The following is an 18,048-nucleotide window of genomic DNA, read 5'->3' on the forward strand; positions in this document are numbered from 1 at the left end:
GCTCAGCGCAGGGCGTTGACCGCGGCGACGCCGGTGGCCGGGAAGTCGGTGAAGACGCCGTCGATGCCGAGCTTCATGTAGTACTCCATCTCGGCCTTCGGGTCCTTGAAGCCGTAGCCGCTGGCGTCGTTGCGGAAGGTCCAGGTGTGGACCAGCAGGCCGCGCGCGTGGGCGTTCTCGATCACGCCGGTGCTGCCGTCGACGCGACGGTCGTTGATGGTCAGGCTGCTGTCGCCGGTGCGCTCGACGCCGTCGTTGACGGTCTTGACCAGGTAGGGCTTCCAGGGGCCGACGGCATCGGCATAGGTCTTGATGAAGTCCAGGCCGGCGGGCTTGACCAGGTCGCCGAAGGTGCGCGAATCATTCTTGACCACGAAGTCGTAGGGCTTGTGATAGGGCGCGACCAGCGACATGCTGCCGTCGTCCTTGACGTCGTCGGCGTCGATCAGCTGCACCAGCTTGATGTCGGTCTTGGTGTTGAGGTACTGCAGGTTGGAGACCTCGAAGGACTGGATGAAGACCGGCGCCTTGCCCGTGTTGCCGTAGGCCGTGTGCAGGGTGCTGACCAGCTTGTCCTCGAACAGGTTGGCGCCGAACAGGCCCGCGTGGAAGGTCGAGTGCTTGACCTCGGGGTAGATGCCGATGGTGCGACCGGTCTTGGCCGATTGCTCCTTGGCCAGCTTGATCACCTCGTCGAGGGTCGGGATCTCGAACTGGCCGTCAAAGCTCTTGTCGCGACCGCGGGTCTGGATGGCGCGCAGCGTCTTGATCTCGGCGAGCGTGAAGTCGCTGGCGAACCAGTCCTCGGTCTCGACGCCGTCGACCATCTTCTTGCTCTTGCGGGCCGGGAACTTGGTCGCGACGTCGGTCGTGCCGCCGAGCATCGGCTCGTGGCGCACGATCATGACGCCGTCCTTGGTCAGCACCAGGTCGGGCTCGATGAAGTTGGCGCCCTGGTCGATGGCCAGCTGGTAGGAGGCCAGGGTGTGCTCGGGGCGTTCGCCGCTGGCACCGCGGTGACCGATCACGATCGGGGCATCGCCCGACAGGGTCTTGAAGGCGGGTTCGCCATCGCCGCAGGCTTGCAGCAGGGCCAGTGACAGCAGGGCGAGGGAGGCTTGGAGTTTCATGTTCAGGGTTGGATGCTGGATAGGAAAGTGACAAGCCTGCAGGGCAGACCGGACCTATTGATTCTGTTCATTGCCATGTCAGGATCACGTCGGTTGCATGTCATTTCAGTGACCATCGAGGCATGGCTTGCCAGTGCCTGCTCGCCATGAGGTGGCGGGTTTCATGAACCTGACTTGTCGCCGCACTAGCATGGGCCCCATTTGGAGCCTGAAATCATGAACAAGCGCTTGCTGGCCGGATTCGTCCTGTCCCTGTGTGCGGCTGCCGTACAAGCCCAGTCCTTCTCGTTTGGCCTCTGGGGCGACATGCCCTACAAGAAGGCCGGTGACGAGGCCAAGATGCCGGCCCTGCTGCGCAGCATCGGCGGCTCGGACATCGCTTTCTCGATCTACAACGGCGACATCAAGGACGGCAGCTCCGCCTGCAGCGACGAGGTCTATACCCAGGCGCTCGACATGTTCGGCCAGCTCAGGCAGCCCGTGGTCTATGTGCCTGGCGACAACGAGTGGACCGACTGCCACCGCAAGAACAATGGCGGCTACGATGCGCTCGAGCGGCTGGACCATCTGCGCAAGGTCATGATCCCGAGCACGCGCAGCCTCGGCCAGCGCCAGATGGAGCTGAGCCGCCAGGGCAAGCTGGGCGAGAAATACGTCGAGAATGCCCGCTTCCAGCACCGCGACATCGAGTTCCTGACCTTCAACATCCCGGGATCGAACAACAACCGGGTGCTCGACGAGAAGGAATGCAGCAACAAGAGCGTGCGCACGGCCAGCCAGTGCGAGGCGGCCAATGCCGAATACGCCGAGCGCGATGCGGCCAACATCGCCTGGCTGCGCGAGGGCTTTGCCCAGGCCAGCGAAAAGAAGGCGCGCGGCCTCGTGGTCGTGATGCAGGCCGATCCGGGCTTCGACCTGCCCGAGACCGAGTCGGTCGACGAGAGCCTGGCGCCGGGTGTCAGCGGATATCGCCGCTTCATCGACGCGCTGGTCGCCGAGACCGAGCGCTTTGCCGGCCAGGTGCTGCTGGTGCATGGCGACACCCATTTCTTCAAGGTCGACAAGCCGCTCTACAGCCCGGCCAAGCTGCTGCCCAATCTGACCCGCCTGCAGACCTTCGGCAGCCCGTCGATCCACTGGGTGCGGGTCGTGGTCGAGCCCAAGACCCCGCATGTCTTCAACATCCAGCCGGTGATCGTCAAGCAGTAAGCAGGCAGGGGCTCTGGCGAGCCCCCGGTCGGTCGATGCGTCGTCGGCGTCAGGCGGCGCTGCGCTTCACTTCCTGCCCAGGGACAGCATCATCAGCGTGCGTCCGAATTCTTCCGCTTCGCCGAGGGGGTGGAAGCCGAGCTGGGCAAAGCGCTTGCGGTGGCGGGTCGAGACCAGCAGGGTACCCGACGGGTATTGGCTGCGCACCCAGTCGATGCGGGCCTGCACCAGCGCGCGCGCGATGCCGCGACCGCGCGCCTGCGCGGCGACCGCGGACAGATACAACACATGGGTGTTCGAGGCCCAGTCGGCCGCCTTGATGCCGCCGGCACCCACCACCTCGCCATCCAGCCGGGCGATGTAGAAGCGCCGGTAGAAGGGCGCTTCGACGGGCTGGAGCACGGCCCGGATGCGCTCGACACTGTAGCGTCCCGGCTCGTTGAAGGCATTGACCAGTACGGCCGCTGCGGCGTCCAGCGTCGCGCTGTCGGCAGGGTCCAGCAGTGAGATGTGCAGGGCTTGGCTCATGGTTGATTCCGGCTTGAACGTGAGCGCATGATGGGGTGTCAATGTGACAGTCATGCGGGACTGGGGGCGCGCGCGTGCTCGAGGATCTGGCTCAGCAGGGGCGGGATCTCGAACAGCGCCCGGTTGTCGATCCGCCCGACGTTGGCGCGGAACTCGTCCAGCCGCCTGGTCAGCTGCTCGACGGCGCCCGCCAGGGTGCGCAGGCTGTCGTGCACCACGCCCAGCCCATGCTCGCGCACCCAGTCGGCGTTGTAGCGTTCCTGCGGCATGGTCCAGGCGTTGTCGACCACGATCACCGGCAGGCCCTGCTGCACCGCTTCGCTCAGGCTGCCCGGGCCTGGCTTGCCGATGAAGTAGTCGGCCAGCTGCATGTAGTAGGGGATGTCGCGGCTGAACTCGACCACCAGCCGCGGCGCCGCGGCTGGCTCGGCGCGCAGCTGGCTGGCCAGCGCGCGGTTGTGGCCGCAGACCAGGATCAGCTGCTGGTCGGCCAGCCGGCGCGCAATGCCCAGCATGGCCTTGGAGCCATGGCCGCCGAACATCACGATGCCGGTCTTGCGCCGCGGGTCCAGGCCATGGCGGGCCCGCTCCTGGTCCCGGTTGCCCAGCCGCGGGCGGTAGAAGTCGGGCCGGATGATCATGCCCGAGGTGGCATGGATGCGTTCCGCGTCATGGCCCAGGGCGCGTGCCTGCTCGACCGCCCGCGGCGTGCCGCAGATGAAATGCTGGGCCTGGCCCGCTTCGATCCAGAAATGTGGCGGCAGGTCGGCCAGGTCGGTCAGCACGGTCACATACGGCACCCCCGGCAGAGCCGAGTTCAGGCTGTCGTAGAGCGCGCGGTTGAAGTTGGGCACCAGCGAGACCACGATGTCGGGCTCGGTGCGCAGCCAGTGCTGCTGCAGCTGGCGCGTCAGCTTCGGATGCAGCAGCCGGATCAGGGCCTGCAGCAGCTTGAGTTCCTGCGCCATGCCCAGGGTCCAGCCGCGCGCCAGGCGCCGGTTGTACCAGTCCTCGGGCGCGCTGCCGGTCAGCTTGCGAAAGCGCTGCTGCGGGTCGAGCACCTCGAACAGGTTGACCAGGCGTACCTGCCAGCCGGCGTCCTGCGCCTGCAGGGCGCCCGAGAGTGCCTGCGCCGAGGCCAGATGGCCGCCGCCGGCATTGAAGTAGACCAGGTCGATCCGGTTCATGCGCTGCTCCCGGGTTGCGCGCGGGGGCGCTTCACGAGGCCTGGCCTTGCCGTGCGCGGCGCAGCAGGGCCTGGCCCGCGCGCAGCCGGCTGCCGCTGGCGATGCCCTCGGCCAGTTCCATGCCGGGCGGGGCGATCACGATGATGGTCGAGCCATGCTCGAACCAGCCCATCTGCTGGCCCTTGGCCAGACTGGCCTGGCAGGGGATGACGTTCGGGCCGCGGTAGCGCAGGTTCAGCAGCAGGTCGATGAAGGTGAAGCGCATGCTGGCGACCAGGATCGCCGCCACCGGCACCAGCAGCAGCGGCGTGCCGTCGGACTGCAGCCTGGCCTCGATCACCGCACGCTCGTTGCGGCAGAACAGGCGCTCGACCCTTTTCAGCGCGATCGGGTTCACGTTCCAGGTGTCGCCCGAGATATAGGTCACGCGGTCGATCTCGATGTCGTGCGGGGCGTGGAAGCGGTGGTACATGCTCGAGGTCAGGCGCAGGGTGACATAGCTGCCGCCGGCAAAGCGCTCGGGCAGCTCGCGCGAGCCGAGCAGCTCGTGCAGTTCGTAGTCCATGCCCTTGGCCTGCAGCGCCCGGCAGCCGTCGAGCTGGCCGCAGGCGCCGACGATGGCATCGCTCGGGCTGGCGATGATCTCGGGGCGCGGGTCGCTCGGGCGCGCGCCTTCCTTGAGCTCGCGCGTGAAGCAGTCGTGCAGGCTGTCGAAGCGTTGCTGCCGGGATTCGCTCAGGTCGAGCTCGGTGAACAGGCGCCAGACTGCGATCGAGAAGCGGGTCAGCAAGGGACTGCGCAGCTGGCTGTACCAGCCCATCAGATGGGTCAGCGCGATGCGCGGCACCCGGTTGGTCAGCAGGAAGTTCAGGTCTTCCTGCAGCAGCAGGCGGTCGCGCAGTCGGGTGGTATTCATGGTCTTGTCAAAAGCGATGCGTACAACTGTCACCGTTCACTTTGAAAGGCTCATGACATGTCCGTTGAGATCGCAATGACCGCTGGCGCCCTGGTGGCTGGTTTCCCCTGGCTGCGCCGGCGACTCCAGCTGTCGCGGGCCAAGCACCCCTCGCTGGCCGGGCATTCGCGCATGGCCAAGCGCATCGCGCGCCTGTTGCCGGGCTATTCCTATGGCGAGCAGGAGTTCTTCGGCGTCGATGGCGCGCCGGCCGAAGTCCAGCAGCAGCGCCGCGCCGGCTTCGCCCGCCTCTCGAGCCATCTGCGCGAGGCGGCACCGCGCTCGCTCGCGCTCACCGCGCAGGCGCGCGAGGGCCTGTCCGACCTGCAGTTGACCGGGCGCTACCGGGTGCCGTTCCAGTTCAGCGCCCATGTACGCGAGCAGCTGCCGGTCGGCGCCTTCTGGGAATCGGCCGAGGGCGTGCAGCTGCAGGACCTCGACGGCCAGCGCTTTTACGACCTGACCGGCAGCTACGGCGTCAATGTCTTCGGCGTCGATTTCTACAAGCAGTGCATGGAGGAGGGCGCGCGCATCGGGGCCGCGCTCGGTCCGGTGCTCGGCGGCTACCACCCCTGCGTGGCCGAGAACATTCAGTGGCTGCGCGAGATCTCGGGGCTCAACGAGGTGAGCTTCCACATGTCGGGCACCGAGGCCGTGATGCAGGCGGTGCGGCTGGCGCGCTACCATACCGGCAAGAAGCATCTGGTGCGCTTCACCGGTGCCTACCATGGCTGGTGGGAGGACGTGCAGCCCGGTCCCGGCAATCCGCTGCCGCCGCGCGAGACCTATACCCTCAACGACATGGACCCGCGTGCCTTGCAGGTGCTGCGCACGCGCCAGGACATCGCCTGCGTGCTGGTCAATCCGCTGCAGGCGCTGCACCCGAACCGCAATGCGCCGGGCGACTCGACCCTGGTCGACGGCAGTCGTACGGCCGGCTTCGACCGCGCCGCCTATGCCGACTGGCTGCGCCAGCTGCGCCAGGTCTGCAGCGAGCGCGGCATCGTGCTGATCCTGGACGAGGTCTTCGTCGGCTTCCGGCTCGCGCCTGGCGGCGCGCAGGAGTATTTCGGCATCCAGGCCGACCTGGTCACCTATGGCAAGACGCTGGGCGGCGGTTTCCCGGTCGGCGTGGTCTGCGGCAAGGCGGCGCTGATGCGCCGCTTCAAGCCCGAGCGGCCGGCCGACCTGTGCTTTGCGCGCGGCACCTTCAATGCCCATCCCTATGTGATGGGGGCCATGAACGCCTTCCTGCGCCGGCTGCGCACGCCCGAGCTGCAGGCGGTCTACCAGGGGCTCGACGAGCGCTGGCGCGATCGCGCCCAGGCCTTCAACCAGGCGCTGCAGCAAGCCGGCCTGCCGCTGCGGGTCGAGGCGCTCTCGAGCATCTGGACCGTCAACTACACCCAGCCCTCGCGCTACCACTGGCTGCTGCAGTACTACCTGCGCGAGCAGGGCCTGGCCTTGAGCTGGGTCGGTACCGGACGCCTCGTCTTCAGCCTCAGCTACAGCGATGCCGACATGGCAGAGGTCACGCGCCGCTTCCTCGAGGCGGGCCGGCGCATGCAGGCTGATGGCTGGTGGTGGAGCGCGCCCGGACTGACGCACCAGTCTATCCGGCGCCGCCTGCTGCGCGAGATGCTGGCCCGCAAGCTGGGCCTGCGCTGAAGTCCGGCGTCTTTTCACGCGGCTGACCAGATCCTGTCGGCGGCCTGACACACAGCGGCTCGAGAATCCTCGCTAGATAAACAGCCCGGCCGCAAACAGGCCGGGCGTCTGGCAGAGGAGCATCATGAGAGCCGCGCAATGGACTGGTGAAGTCCGTCAGGTCCTGCTGGGATGGTGGCAGGAAGTCAACGCCTGTCAGGCGACCGGTGCGCACCGCATCGATCGCCTGCCGCTGGGGGCCTGGCTGGCCATTGCCCTGCACCATAGCGACTGGCCGGATTCGGCCTGGCATTGAAGGGGCGGGTCGCAGCGGCCCGCCGGGTTCGGCAGCGGATCAGCCGACCTTGTGGCCGGGGTCGAGCAGCTGGCCGCGCAGCAGGTACAGCGGCGCCTTGTGATACAGCATGATGTCGTGGAAGGGGTCGGTCAGGATCTTGCTGGCCCAGACCAGGCCGGTGCGCAGATCCTTGAGCGCGGCCAGCTGCAGCACGCGGAAGATCAGCCCGCCGACGCCGACCGCAAACCACATCAGGCCGACGTTGTGGGCGAAGCCGCGCCAGTCGGCATGGGGCTCGATCAGGCCGAGCAGGTCGGGTTGCCAGACCAGCAGCAGCGGCGACAGGGCCCAGATCGCCATCAGCACGACCTTGCGTTGCAGGTTGTAGCCGACCTTGATCTCTTCCTTGTATTCATGCGTGGCCTGGTTGATCTCGTCGTAGCCCTTGGGCTCGAAGAAGAAATGGCCGCTCTGCCGGCTCAGCATCGAGACCAGCCAGGCCACCAGCGCCGCCATGGCCGGATCGGTGAACACCAGCGCATAGGCCAGCAGGAAGCTGATCGCGCTGATCAGGTGCAGCGTCTGGTTGATGCGGCTGTGGTGGTAGTAGCGGTGGTCGTCCCAACGCTGCACCCGCAGGTCTTGGAGAAAATCTTTCACGCCGTTGTCCTTCTTTCGGTGAGTGAGGGTTGCCCGCCGGTCAGGGCGGTCGCAATCGATCATGGTCAGGCTGCATGAAATCACGGTGACAGCGGCCCCCGGCTTCATGCGACTGTCGCATCGGGCCATCAGGGCAGGGAAGGCCTGTCGCAAGCCTGTCATCAAGCGGACTGAGCATGGCTGGCATGATGAAATCCCTGACCGACCCGCTGCTGGTCGAAAACTTTGCTCCCGAGCGCCGCTCCCTGCGTGTGGCCCTGGTCACGGAAACCTATCCGCCCGAGGTCAATGGCGTCGCGCTGACCATAGACCGACTGGTGCGCGGCCTGCAGGCGCGCCACCACGACATCCAGCTGGTGCGGCCGCGCCAGGCGGCGGTGGATGCCGGGATCGGCGACGACGATCCGACCGGGCAGGTGCTGATGCGCGGTCTGCCGATTCCGCGCTATCCGCACCTGCGCATGGGCCTGCCGGCCAAGCGCGCGCTGCTCGGGCTCTGGACCAGGCGCCGGCCCGACCTGGTGCACATCGCGACCGAGGGCCCGCTGGGCTGGTCGGCGCTGCAGGCGGCGCGCAAGCTCAAGCTGCCGATCAGCACCGATTTCCGCACCAATTTCCATGCCTACAGCCGCCATTACGGCATCGGCTGGCTGCAAAAGCCGATCGCGGCCTACCTCAGGCGCTTCCATAACCAGGCCCATTGCACCATGGTGCCGACCGCCTCGTTGCAGGCCGAGCTCGAGGCTATGGGCTTCGAGCGCCTGCTGGTGGTCGCGCGCGGCGTCGATACCCAGCGCTTCGACTCGGCCCGCCGCAGCGAGGCCCTGCGCGCCTCCTGGGGCGTGCGCGAGGGCGAGCAGGTGGTGCTCTCGGTCGGCCGCATCGCGCCCGAGAAGAACCTCGAGCTGCTGTTGCGCAGCTACGAGGCCATGCGCCAGGTCAATCCCGCGCTGCGCCTGGTGGTGGTCGGCGACGGGCCGGAGCGGGCCGCGCTGCAGCAGCGCTGTCCCGGGGTGGTGCTGGCCGGTTCGCGCAGCGGCACCGACCTGGCCGAGCATTACGCCAGCGCCGACTGCTTCCTGTTTCCCAGCCTGACCGAGACCTATGGCAACGTGACGCCCGAGGCGTTGGCCAGCGGCCTGGCGGTGCTGGCCTACGACTATGCCGCGGCGGCGGAGCTGATCCACCACGGCGAGAACGGCCTGCTGGCGCCGGTCGGCGACCCCGACGCCTTCGTGCGCCGCGCGATCGACCTGGCCGGCAATCCGCAGCTGGTGGCGCGGCTGCGCCAGGGTGCGCGCGCCTCGACGCTGGCGCTGGACTGGAGCCATATCTGCCTCGAGGTCGAGGCGATCTGGGACCGGCTGATCGAGCAGCAGTCGCTCGGGGCTTCGGGCTTCAGGCTCGCTTCAGCCTGAGCTGCAGCATCAGGCCGGCCATGCCGGCGGCCAGCAGCAGGCCGAAGCCCACCATCAGCGGCACGATCGGCAGGCCGAGCCAGAGCAGCAGGGTGTAGATACCCAGCATCACCAGCACGCTGAGGTTCTCGTTGAAGCCCTGGACCGCGATCGAGCGGCCCGGGCTCAGCAGGCGATGGCCGCGGTATTGCAGCAGCGCGTTCATCGGCACCACCAGCAGGCCGCCGACGGCGCCGGTCAGCAGCAGCAGCGGCAGCGCCCAGGCCAGCGAAGTCAGCAGCGAGCAGGCCGCCACCAGCAGGCCCAGCGCCACGCCCCAGGGCAGCATCTCGATGGCGCGGTTCAGCGCGATGCGGTGCGCGGCCAGGCCGGCGCCGACCACGACGCCGATGGCCACGCAGGCCTGCAGGTAGGCGGCACGGTCGAGCGCGAGTCCGACCACGTCCTGCGCCCAGCGCAGCACGGCGAACTGCAGCACCGCGCCCGCACCCCAGAACAGGGTGGTGACCGCCAGCGACAGCCCGCCGAGCGGATCGAGCCAGAGCTGGTGGTTGGAGCGGCGGAAATCCTGCAGCAATGGCCGCAGTTGCAACCGCGCGGCCGGCAGACGGGCCGCGCGCCGCGGCACGCCGATGTTGAGCAGCGCTGCCAGCAGGTACAGACCCAGCAACAGCGCGAAGGCGGTGGCCAGGCGGGTCTCGACCCACCAGGACGGCGGGTTCGGCCAGAACTGGCCCAGCCAGCCGACCGCGAAATCGGAGACCAGCAGCCCGCCCAGGCCGGTGCCCAGCAGCACCGACAGCACCACGGTGACTTCGAGCCAGCCATTGGCCGCGACCAGGCGCGAGGGCGGCACGGTCTCGGTGATCAGGCCGTACTTGGCCGGGGCGTAGGCCGAGGCACCCATGCCGATCAGCGCGAAGGCCAGCATCGGGTGCAGTCCGGCCAGCAGGGTCAGCGCGCCGGCGAGCTTGACGGCATTCATCCAGCCCATCAGCAGCCCCTTGGGCGCCATGTCGGCCAGGTGCCCGACGCCCGGCGCCAGCAGCACATAGGCCCAGGTGAAGGCGAACTTGAGCAGCGGCGCCCACCAGGCCGGATAGCCCTGCTCGTGCAGGAAGGCCATCGCGACGATCAGCAGGGAATTGTCGGCCAGGGCCGAAAAGAATTGCGCCAGGATGAGCCAGTAAAACCCTTTGGGCAGGTGCGAAGTTCGGCCCGTGGCGCTTGTCGTCATAGCTGTCCATTTCCTCGATCGATGCAAGATCATCCGGCGCCGACAAGTCGCAGCCGTGGCGAATTCGTGACGCCCGCATGAAGCCGGGCCGGATCAGCGCGGCGCCGGTCCGCCTGTCACGAATCGTTCATCGATCAGCCATTTCGGCGTCACGCGCAAGGCCAAGAATCGAATCCAACTGAATGACACGAGGAGAACGAGATGAAGGAATTGCCGACCCCCACGCTGGAACTTTCGCCGCTGTCGCTGCCCAGGGGGTCACTTCATCCGGGCTTGGACGCAACCGCACCGGTTTCTGAGTCCAAGGGTGGCATCGAAGTGGCTTGGGCTCGCCATCAAGACGAAGTTCGCGAAGCGCAGCGACTGAGGTACCAGGTCTTCGCCGGCGAGATGGGCGCACGCCTGCCCAAGACCCTGCCGGAGCACGACATCGACCTGTTCGACGACTACTGCGAGCACCTGCTGGTGCGCGACAGCGCGACGCGCCAGGTCATCGGCACCTACCGCCTGCTGACCCCGGCCCAGGCCAAGCGCGTCGGCAGCTTCTACAGCGACACCGAATTCGACCTGACCCGGCTGCGCCTGCTGCGCGACAAGATGGTCGAGCTCGGCCGCAGCTGCGTCCATCCCGAGCACCGCCATGGCGGCGTGATCATGGCGCTGTGGGGCGCGCTGGCCGGCTTCATGGTGCGCAACGAGCTCGACACCATGATCGGCTGCGCCAGCATCCCGATGCAGTACGAGGGCCCGCACGGCATCATCGGCGGCGGCCACGCGGCGGCCAGCATCTGGCGCCAGGTGCGCGAGAAGCATCTGGCTCCGATCGAATACCATGTGCGCCCGCGCCTGCCGCTGCCGGTCGACAAGCTCGACGACAGCCTGGATGTCGAGCCACCGGCGCTGATCAAGGGCTATCTGCGCCTGGGCGCCAAGGTGCTCGGCGCGCCGGCCTGGGACCCGGACTTCAACGCGGCCGACCTGCCGATGATGATGCGCCTGGCCGAGCTGCCGGCGCGCTATCGCAAGCATTTCCTGGGGGCCTGAGATGCGTGCCGCCGCTCTGTTCGAAGCCATGGGCGGGATGTCTGATCCCAGCCACGCTGCAGAGTCCGTGGGCGAGACCCGCGAGCGGCTGCGCAGCATCTTCATCTCCGACCTCCACCTCGGGACCCAGGGCTGCCAGGCCAGGGCGCTGCTGTCCTTCCTGCGCTCCAACCCGAGCGACAACCTCTACCTGGTCGGCGACATCATCGACGGCTGGCAGCTGCGCCGGCGCTGGTACTGGCCGCAGGAGCACAACGACGTGGTGCAGAAGATCCTGCGCCGGGTGCGCAAGGGCTGCCGCGTGATCTTCGTGCCGGGCAACCACGACGAGTTCGTGCGCCATTTCGTCGGCCATCATTTCGGCGGCGTCGAGGTCGTGAACGAGGCCATCCACACCACCGCCGACGGCAAGCGGCTGTGGGTCACCCATGGCGACCTCTACGACGGCGTGATCCAGTATGCCAAGTGGCTGGCCTACCTGGGCGACACGCTGTACGAGTTCACGCTGCGGCTCAATCGGCACCTCAACAGCCTGCGCGCGCGCCTGGGCCTGCCCTACTGGTCGCTGTCGCAATACCTCAAGCACCGGGTCAAGAGCGCGGTCAACTTCATCAGCAGCTTCGAGTCGGCGGTGGCGGCCGAGGCACGCAAGCGCGGCCTCGACGGCGTGGTCTGCGGCCATATCCACCGCGCCGAGATGCGCATGATCGACGGCACGCTGTACTGCAACGACGGCGACTGGGTCGAGAGCCTGACGGCGCTGGTCGAGCACCAGGACGGCCGGCTCGAGATCGTGCACTGGCCCGACGAGCGCCTCCTGGCCCAGGATGCCAAGTCTGCCGCCTTGGCCGGAAAAACTGCTGTTGTCCCGTCATGACCTAGGGTTTGTCATCATTTTTTCATCATGTCTGGAATGAGGTCTGGGGATAATGCAAGGTTTTTCCGGAAGTTCGCCAGATAGTCATGACAGTTGCCTCTCCCATGTCCCGCGTTCCGTTCCTGGATCGTGACCAAAGCATCCTGGCCTTCAACGAGCGCGTGCTGGACTGGGCGCGCCGGACCGAGGTGCCACTGCTCGAACGGCTGCGCTACCTGACCATCGTCTCTTCCAACCTCGACGAGTTCTTCGAGGTCCGCTTCGAGCCCCACCTGAGCGCGCGCCTGAACAACGAGCAGCGCGGCCCGGCGACGGTGCACAGCTATGCCAGGATCTCGGAGCATGTGCACCGCCTGGTCGACCAGCAGTACCAGATCTACAACAGCGAGCTGCTGCCGCTGCTCGAGAAGCGCGGCATCAAGGTGGTGCCGCATGGCGAGCGCAACCTGCGTCAGCGCCGCTGGGTGCGCGACTTCTTCACCCAGGAAGTGCAGCCGCTGCTGCTGCCGGTCGGGCTCGACCCGGCGCATCCCTTCCCGCAGGTGGCCAACAAGTCGCTCAACTTCATCGTGCGCCTGTCGGGCCGCGACGCCTTCGGGCGCGAGAACGAGGTCGCGATCGTCAAGGTGCCCAGGTCGCTGCCGCGCTTCCTGCGCATGCCGGGCGTCAAGGGCTCGCGCCAGGTGCATTTCGTCTCGATCTCGAGCGTGATCCGCGCCCATCTGGGCGACCTGTTCCCGGGCCGCCAGGTGACCGAGTTCTCGCAGTTCCGCGTCACCCGCCATTCCGACCTCGCGGTCGACGAGGAGGAGGTCAAGAACCTGCGCACCGCGCTGCGCGTCGGCCTGCAGCACCGCCACTACGGCCGCGCGCTGCGGCTCGAGGTCTCGGCCGGCTGCTCGGACTTCCTGTCGGACTTCCTGCTGCAGCAGTTCGACCTGCCGCCCGAGGCCCTCTACAAGGTCGCCGGCTCGGTCAACCTGGTGCGCATGACCCAGCTGATCGACCTGGTCGATGCGCCCGAGCTGCGCTTCGCGCGCTACCAGCCGAGCTGGCCGATCCAGCTGACGCCGGGCCAGTCCTTCTTCGACCGGCTGCAGCAGGGCGACGTGCTGATCCACCAGCCCTACGAGAGCTTCGATGCCGTGCTGGCCTTCCTGCGCGAGGCGGTCGAGGACCCGAACGTGCTGGCGATCAAGCAGACCATCTACCGCACCGGCAGCAAGGGCGAGATGACCGAGCTGCTGCGCGAGGCGGTGCGCCGCGGCAAGGAGGTCACGGCCGTGGTCGAGCTCAAGGCACGCTTCGACGAGGAGGCCAACATCAACAATGCCGAGCTGCTCGAGTCGGTCGGCGCGCAGGTGGTCTATGGCATCGTCGGGCTCAAGACCCATGCCAAGATGCTGCTGGTGACCAGGCGCGAGCAGGGCCGGCTGCGCCGCTATGCCCAGGTCTCGACCGGCAACTACAACCCCGGCACGGCCAAGCTCTACACCGACCTGAGCTACCTGACGGCCGACGAGGCGCTGACCGGCGACCTCGAGCAGATCTTCCTGCACCTGGCGAGCCAGAACCGGCTGGCACGGCTGCAGAAGGCCCTGATCGCGCCCTTCCACCTGCACAAGGCCATGCTCGACCGCATCGAGGCTGCAGCACAGGCCGCGCGCGAGGGCCAGCCGGCCCGCATCGTGCTCAAGATGAACGCGCTGACCGACGAGCCGCTGGCGCGTGCGCTGGCGCAGGCCTCGCAGGCCGGGGTCAAGGTCGACGTGATCGTGCGCGGCGCCTGCATCCTGCCGGCCGGCCTGCCGGGCCATACCGACAATGTGCGCGTGTGCTCGATCATCGGCCGCCTGCTCGAGCACTCGCGCGTGTTCCTGTTCCAGTACGGCGAGCAGGAGGAGCTGTGGCTCTCGAGCGCCGACTGGATGAACCGCAACATGCTGCGCCGCATCGAGCTGGCCTGGCCTGTCACGGATCCGACGCTGCGTCGGCGCATCATCGACGAATGCCTGGAGCTGAGCCTGGCCGACAACACCGATGCCTGGCTGCTGCAGCCCGACGGTGTCTATCTCAGGGCCCAGGGGGTCAACAACAAGTCGCGCGCACACGCGCATTCGGCGCAGGCCCAGCTGATGGCGCGCTATGGAGGAAAGGCATGAATGCAGACCTGATCTTGTGGCGCCACGCCGAGGCCGAGGACCTGGCCGACAACGAGGAAAGTGGCGGCAGCGACCTCTCCAGGCGCCTGACCGCCAAGGGCGAGAAGCAGGCCGCCCGCATGTCGGCCTGGCTCGAGCGCCAGCTGCCCGAGGATGCACGGATCTGGTCGAGTCCGGCGGTGCGCACCGAGCAGACCGTGCTCGCGCTCAGGCGCAAGTACCGGCTCAGCGACGCGCTGCGCCCCGAGGCCGGCCCCGACGAGCTGCTGCAACTGGTGCAATGGCCGCAGCTGCGCCATCCGACCCTGATCGTGGGTCATCAGCCGACGCTGGGCCGGGTGGTGGCGCGGCTGCTGGGCCTGGCCGAGTCGGAATGCTCGATCAAGAAGGGGGCGCTGTGGTGGCTGCACCAGCGCGAGCGCAACGGGATCAGCCAGACCGTCATTCTGACGGTGCAAAGCCCCGAATTCCTCTGAAGCGCTAGCCTCAGGCTGCGGGCGGTTCGGTCGGCGCAGCGGCCGCGACGCCTGCAGCGGCCTTGCGGCTGCGGCGCGGGGCCGGGGCCTGGGGCGCTGTTGCGGCTGCAGCAGGGCCGGCAGGCGCCATGCCGGCCGCAGTTGGCTCCGGCGCTGCTACGGCCTGAGCCTGCGCGGCCTCGGCAACCTCCTGCGCGCTCGGGCGGCCGGTCTTGAGCGTCGGCACGGCCACCAGCGCCGCCTTGAGCTTGGCATCGCTCATTCCCGTCAGCGCCATCAGTCCGGCGCGCAGCAATTCGCTCTTCTTGATCGCCAGGCCCTGCGTCATGGCACGGATCTTGAGTGCCTCGATCGCAGCATATTCGTCCTTCGGGATCGTGAAGCTGTCGCGCACCAGCTTGGGCTTCTTTTCCTTTTCGTTGGCGAGTTCGGGCCTGGTTTTCCTGCTTGAATTCATGTTTGCCAGATGGGGTTAATGATTTAAACAGTATAAACAATATGTCTGTTAAAAGATGATTCCATCTGGTCTGAATTAATGCTTCTGTCTTATGTGGTAAATAAGCTGTCTTGGGTTAACCCTGATTGATGGATGACACATGAGCCTACCCCGAAAAAACACCACCTGGCAGGAGCTGCAGCTCGGTGCCAATGCCACGCTGGAACGTGAGTGCAGCGAGCAGGATCTGCTGTTGTTCGCGCATGCCTCGGGCAACCGAAATCCGCTCAACCTGCCGGAAAACGAGCAGTCGCCGCTGCCGGCGCTGGCTCCCTCGATGTGGGTCGGCTCCCTGCTGTCGGCCGTGCTCGGCAACCTGCTGCCCGGTCCTGGCACGCTGTACCGCAGCCAGGACCTGCGCTTCCATCGTCGCGTCCAGGTCGGTGACCGGCTGCAAGTCAGCGTGACCTGCATCGAGAAAGGCCCCGAGCCGCTGGCGCGCTTCGCGACCCGCATCAGCAGCGCCGCCGGCGAGCTGGTCTGCGAGGGCGAGGCCGAGGTCGAGGCCCCGCGCCTGTCGCAAGTCGTGCTCGAGCGCGACCTGCCGCCGCTGATCCTGGGCCACAAGGACCATTTCGCCCGCCTGATCGATGCCGCGCGCCAGTTGCCCGCGCTCAGGACCGCGGTGGTCTGCCCCGAGGACGCCAACTCGATGGGCGGGCTGGCGCTGTCGGCGCGCGAGGGCCTGATCGAGCCGGTGCTGGTCGGCGACGCCGAGCGCATGGCGCGCATCGCCGCCGAGCTGGGCATCGACATCACGGTCTGGCGCCAGGTGCACGAGTCCGACCCGCGCGCGGCTGCCGCGGCTGCGGTCGCGATGGCGCGCCAGGGCGAGGTCGGCGCGGTCATGAAGGGCGCGATCCACTCCGACGAGCTGCTCGCCGCGGTGGTTCACAAGGAGCGCGGCCTGCGCGGCCACCGCCGCCTGAGCCATGTGTTCGTGATGGACGCGCCGATGCTCGACCACCTGCTGTTCATCTCGGATGCCGCGATCAACATCGCGCCCGACCTGACGACCAAGGTCGACATCACGCAGAACGCGATCGACCTGGCGCGCGCCTGCGGACTGGACTGCCCGCGCGTCGGCATCCTGTCGGCGGTCGAGACCATCAACACCAGCATTCCCTCGACGCTGGACGCCGCCGTGCTGTCCAAGATGGCCGAGCGCGGCCAGATCCGCGGCGGCACCGTCGACGGTCCGCTGGCGATGGACAACGCGATCGACCTCGACGCCGCGCGCACCAAGGGCATCCAGTCGCTGGTCGCGGGCCGCGCCGAGGTGCTGATCGTGCCCAACCTCGAGGCCGGCAACATGCTGGCCAAGGAGCTGACCTTCGTCGCGCGCGCCGAGGCCGCCGGCCTGGTCGTCGGCGCCCGCGTGCCGGTGATTCTGACCAGCCGCGCCGACAACGACCGCTCGCGCCTGGCCTCCTGCGCGCTGGCGCTGCTGCATGACCACTGGCGCCAGACCGGTCGCTGTGCCGTCCCGGTCGAGCCGGAGCAGGAGGTGCAGCCATGAGCTTGCTGCTGACCCTCAATGCCGGTTCCTCGTCGATCAAGTTCGCGCTGTTCGAGCCGCGCCCGCAGGGCCTGGACCGCCTGGCCGTCGGCCAGGTCGAGGGGCTGGGCGAGCGCGCGCATTTCTGCGCCGTCACGACCGCGGGCGAGCGCCACGAGCAGTGGCTCGACGGCTCGGTGGCCGACCACGGCCATGCCCTGCAAGGCGTGCTGGACTGGCTGCGCCTGAGCTTTCCGAACCGCGAGGTCGCGGCGGTCAGCCACCGCGTGGTGCATGGCGGGGCCGAGCATGTCGAGCCGATCGTGATCGACGACCACAGCCGGGCCCAGCTCGAGACCCTGGTGCCGCTGGCGCCGCTGCACCAGCCGCACAACCTGGCCGGCATCGACGCGGCGCGCGTCGCCTTCCCGCGCGCGCCGCAGGTGGCCTGCTTCGACACCTCGTTCCATCGCAGTCACCCCTTCGTGTCCGACACCTTCGCGCTGCCACGCCAGTACTACGAGCAGGGCATCCGGCGCTACGGCTTCCATGGCCTGTCCTACGAGTTCATCTCGCGCCAGCTCAAGAGCCGCCATCCGGGCCTGCTGGCGGGCCGGGTCATCGTGGCGCACCTGGGCAACGGCGCCTCGATGTGCGCGATGCGCGGCGGCCGCTCGGTCGCCTCGACCATGGGCTTCACCGCGCTCGACGGCTTGCCGATGGGCACGCGCTGCGGCCAGATCGACCCGGGCGTGCTGCTCTATCTGGTCAGCGAGCACGGCATGAACGCGCAGAGCTTGACCGACCTGCTGTACCGCAACTCCGGCCTCAAGGGCATGTCGGGCCTGTCCAACGACATGCGGGTGCTGCTGGCCAGCGAGCTGCCGTCGGCGCGCGAGGCGGTCGACTACTTCGTCGAGCAGTGCCGGCGCGAGCTCGGCGGCCTGGCCGCCAGCCTGGGCGGCCTCGATGCGCTGGTCCTGACCGGCGGCATCGGCGAGCACGCGGCCGAGGTGCGCAGTCGCCTGCTGCGCAACATGAGCTGGCTCGGCATCGATTTCGACGAGTCGGCCAACCAGGCCGGCGCCGAGGAAATCAGCCTGCCGCGCAGCTCGGTGCGGGTGCTGGTGCTGGCCACCGACGAGGAGCGCATGCTGGCCGAGCATGCCGCGGAACTGACGGCACTGTCCTGAATCTCTATTGTTTCCCTTACAAGAGCCCCGATC

At 67.8% G+C, this 18,048-nt stretch carries 17 protein-coding genes; 10 read left to right on the forward strand and 7 right to left on the reverse strand.

Annotation, left to right across the window (positions count from 1 at the left end):
• Positions 1-2: 2 nt before the first annotated feature.
• Entirely contained in the window at positions 3-1,130 is a 1,128-nt protein-coding gene (locus C6P64_RS08555) for a glycerophosphodiester phosphodiesterase (RefSeq protein ID WP_105748137.1), read from the reverse strand.
• A gap of 216 nt (positions 1,131-1,346) precedes the next feature.
• Here C6P64_RS08555 and C6P64_RS08560 point away from each other — a divergent pair, with 216 nt between their 5' ends.
• Positions 1,347-2,339 carry a hypothetical protein gene (locus tag C6P64_RS08560; protein ID WP_105748138.1) on the forward strand — a complete coding sequence of 331 codons (993 nt, stop codon included), beginning with the start codon at positions 1,347-1,349 and terminating at the stop codon, positions 2,337-2,339.
• Positions 2,340-2,405: 66 nt separating this feature from the next.
• Here C6P64_RS08560 and C6P64_RS08565 read toward each other — a convergent pair whose 3' ends face one another.
• Genes C6P64_RS08565 through asd form a run of 3 tightly spaced genes read right to left on the reverse strand, consistent with a single transcriptional unit; the run spans position 2,406 to position 4,970 of the window.
• The gene (locus C6P64_RS08565) at positions 2,406-2,867 is read right to left on the reverse strand and encodes a GNAT family N-acetyltransferase (protein ID WP_170073068.1); all 462 of its coding nucleotides are present in this window, start codon (positions 2,865-2,867) and stop codon (positions 2,406-2,408) included.
• Between the two features lie 50 nt (positions 2,868-2,917).
• Complete coding sequence (locus C6P64_RS08570; RefSeq protein ID WP_105748140.1) at positions 2,918-4,054, reverse strand: glycosyltransferase; 1,137 nt, start codon at positions 4,052-4,054, stop codon at positions 2,918-2,920.
• Between the two features lie 31 nt (positions 4,055-4,085).
• Positions 4,086-4,970 (reverse strand): archaetidylserine decarboxylase, encoded by an 885-nt coding sequence (asd, locus tag C6P64_RS08575; protein WP_105748141.1) that lies wholly within the window; start codon positions 4,968-4,970, stop codon positions 4,086-4,088.
• Between the two features lie 57 nt (positions 4,971-5,027).
• Between asd and C6P64_RS08580 the strand changes: the two genes are divergently transcribed.
• Together C6P64_RS08580 and C6P64_RS18180 are read left to right on the forward strand one after the other, a co-directional pair.
• The gene (locus C6P64_RS08580; RefSeq protein WP_105748142.1) at positions 5,028-6,677 is read left to right on the forward strand and encodes an aminotransferase class III-fold pyridoxal phosphate-dependent enzyme; all 1,650 of its coding nucleotides are present in this window, start codon (positions 5,028-5,030) and stop codon (positions 6,675-6,677) included.
• A gap of 124 nt (positions 6,678-6,801) precedes the next feature.
• Positions 6,802-6,972, forward strand: coding sequence for a hypothetical protein (locus C6P64_RS18180; protein ID WP_170073069.1), 171 nt, complete (start codon positions 6,802-6,804; stop codon positions 6,970-6,972).
• A gap of 39 nt (positions 6,973-7,011) precedes the next feature.
• Here C6P64_RS18180 and C6P64_RS08585 read toward each other — a convergent pair whose 3' ends face one another.
• Positions 7,012-7,614, reverse strand: a complete 603-nt coding sequence (locus C6P64_RS08585) for a hypothetical protein (protein ID WP_105748143.1) — start codon at positions 7,612-7,614, stop codon at positions 7,012-7,014.
• A 188-nt stretch (positions 7,615-7,802) separates the two neighbouring features.
• Between C6P64_RS08585 and C6P64_RS08590 the strand changes: the two genes are divergently transcribed.
• Positions 7,803-9,032, forward strand: coding sequence for a glycosyltransferase family 4 protein (locus tag C6P64_RS08590; protein WP_105748251.1), 1,230 nt, complete (start codon positions 7,803-7,805; stop codon positions 9,030-9,032).
• On the opposite strand, the gene lplT is transcribed toward C6P64_RS08590, so the two are convergent.
• Complete coding sequence (gene lplT / locus C6P64_RS08595; RefSeq protein ID WP_245911675.1) at positions 9,013-10,269, reverse strand: lysophospholipid transporter LplT; 1,257 nt, start codon at positions 10,267-10,269, stop codon at positions 9,013-9,015. The genes C6P64_RS08590 and lplT overlap by 20 nt on opposite strands.
• 201 nt (positions 10,270-10,470) lie before the next feature.
• On the opposite strand from lplT, the gene C6P64_RS08600 reads away from it, so the two are divergent.
• The 4 genes from C6P64_RS08600 to C6P64_RS08615 all read left to right on the forward strand — a co-directional run bounded on the left by C6P64_RS08600 (position 10,471) and on the right by C6P64_RS08615 (position 14,828).
• A complete protein-coding gene (locus C6P64_RS08600) occupies positions 10,471-11,313 on the forward strand; it encodes a GNAT family N-acetyltransferase (RefSeq protein ID WP_105748144.1) in 843 nt (280 codons plus the stop codon).
• A gap of 37 nt (positions 11,314-11,350) precedes the next feature.
• Positions 11,351-12,190, forward strand: a complete 840-nt coding sequence (locus C6P64_RS08605; protein ID WP_245911676.1) for a UDP-2,3-diacylglucosamine diphosphatase — start codon at positions 11,351-11,353, stop codon at positions 12,188-12,190.
• An 86-nt stretch (positions 12,191-12,276) separates the two neighbouring features.
• The gene (ppk1, locus tag C6P64_RS08610; RefSeq protein WP_105748146.1) at positions 12,277-14,352 is read left to right on the forward strand and encodes a polyphosphate kinase 1; all 2,076 of its coding nucleotides are present in this window, start codon (positions 12,277-12,279) and stop codon (positions 14,350-14,352) included.
• Positions 14,349-14,828, forward strand: coding sequence for a SixA phosphatase family protein (locus C6P64_RS08615; RefSeq protein ID WP_105748147.1), 480 nt, complete (start codon positions 14,349-14,351; stop codon positions 14,826-14,828). The genes ppk1 and C6P64_RS08615 overlap by 4 nt, the downstream gene beginning before the upstream one ends.
• A gap of 10 nt (positions 14,829-14,838) precedes the next feature.
• Here C6P64_RS08615 and C6P64_RS08620 read toward each other — a convergent pair whose 3' ends face one another.
• Complete coding sequence (locus tag C6P64_RS08620) at positions 14,839-15,285, reverse strand: hypothetical protein (RefSeq protein ID WP_211296816.1); 447 nt, start codon at positions 15,283-15,285, stop codon at positions 14,839-14,841.
• A gap of 139 nt (positions 15,286-15,424) precedes the next feature.
• On the opposite strand from C6P64_RS08620, the gene C6P64_RS08625 reads away from it, so the two are divergent.
• The gene (locus C6P64_RS08625) at positions 15,425-16,843 is read left to right on the forward strand and encodes a bifunctional enoyl-CoA hydratase/phosphate acetyltransferase (protein ID WP_105748148.1); all 1,419 of its coding nucleotides are present in this window, start codon (positions 15,425-15,427) and stop codon (positions 16,841-16,843) included.
• Entirely contained in the window at positions 16,840-18,015 is a 1,176-nt protein-coding gene (locus C6P64_RS08630) for an acetate/propionate family kinase (RefSeq protein ID WP_105748149.1), read from the forward strand. Before C6P64_RS08625 ends, C6P64_RS08630 begins: the two co-directional genes overlap by 4 nt.
• The last annotated feature ends 33 nt before the right edge of the window (positions 18,016-18,048 follow it).

The sequence above is a fragment of the Malikia granosa genome, from assembly GCF_002980595.1.
Classification (GTDB): domain Bacteria; phylum Pseudomonadota; class Gammaproteobacteria; order Burkholderiales; family Burkholderiaceae_C; genus Malikia; species Malikia granosa.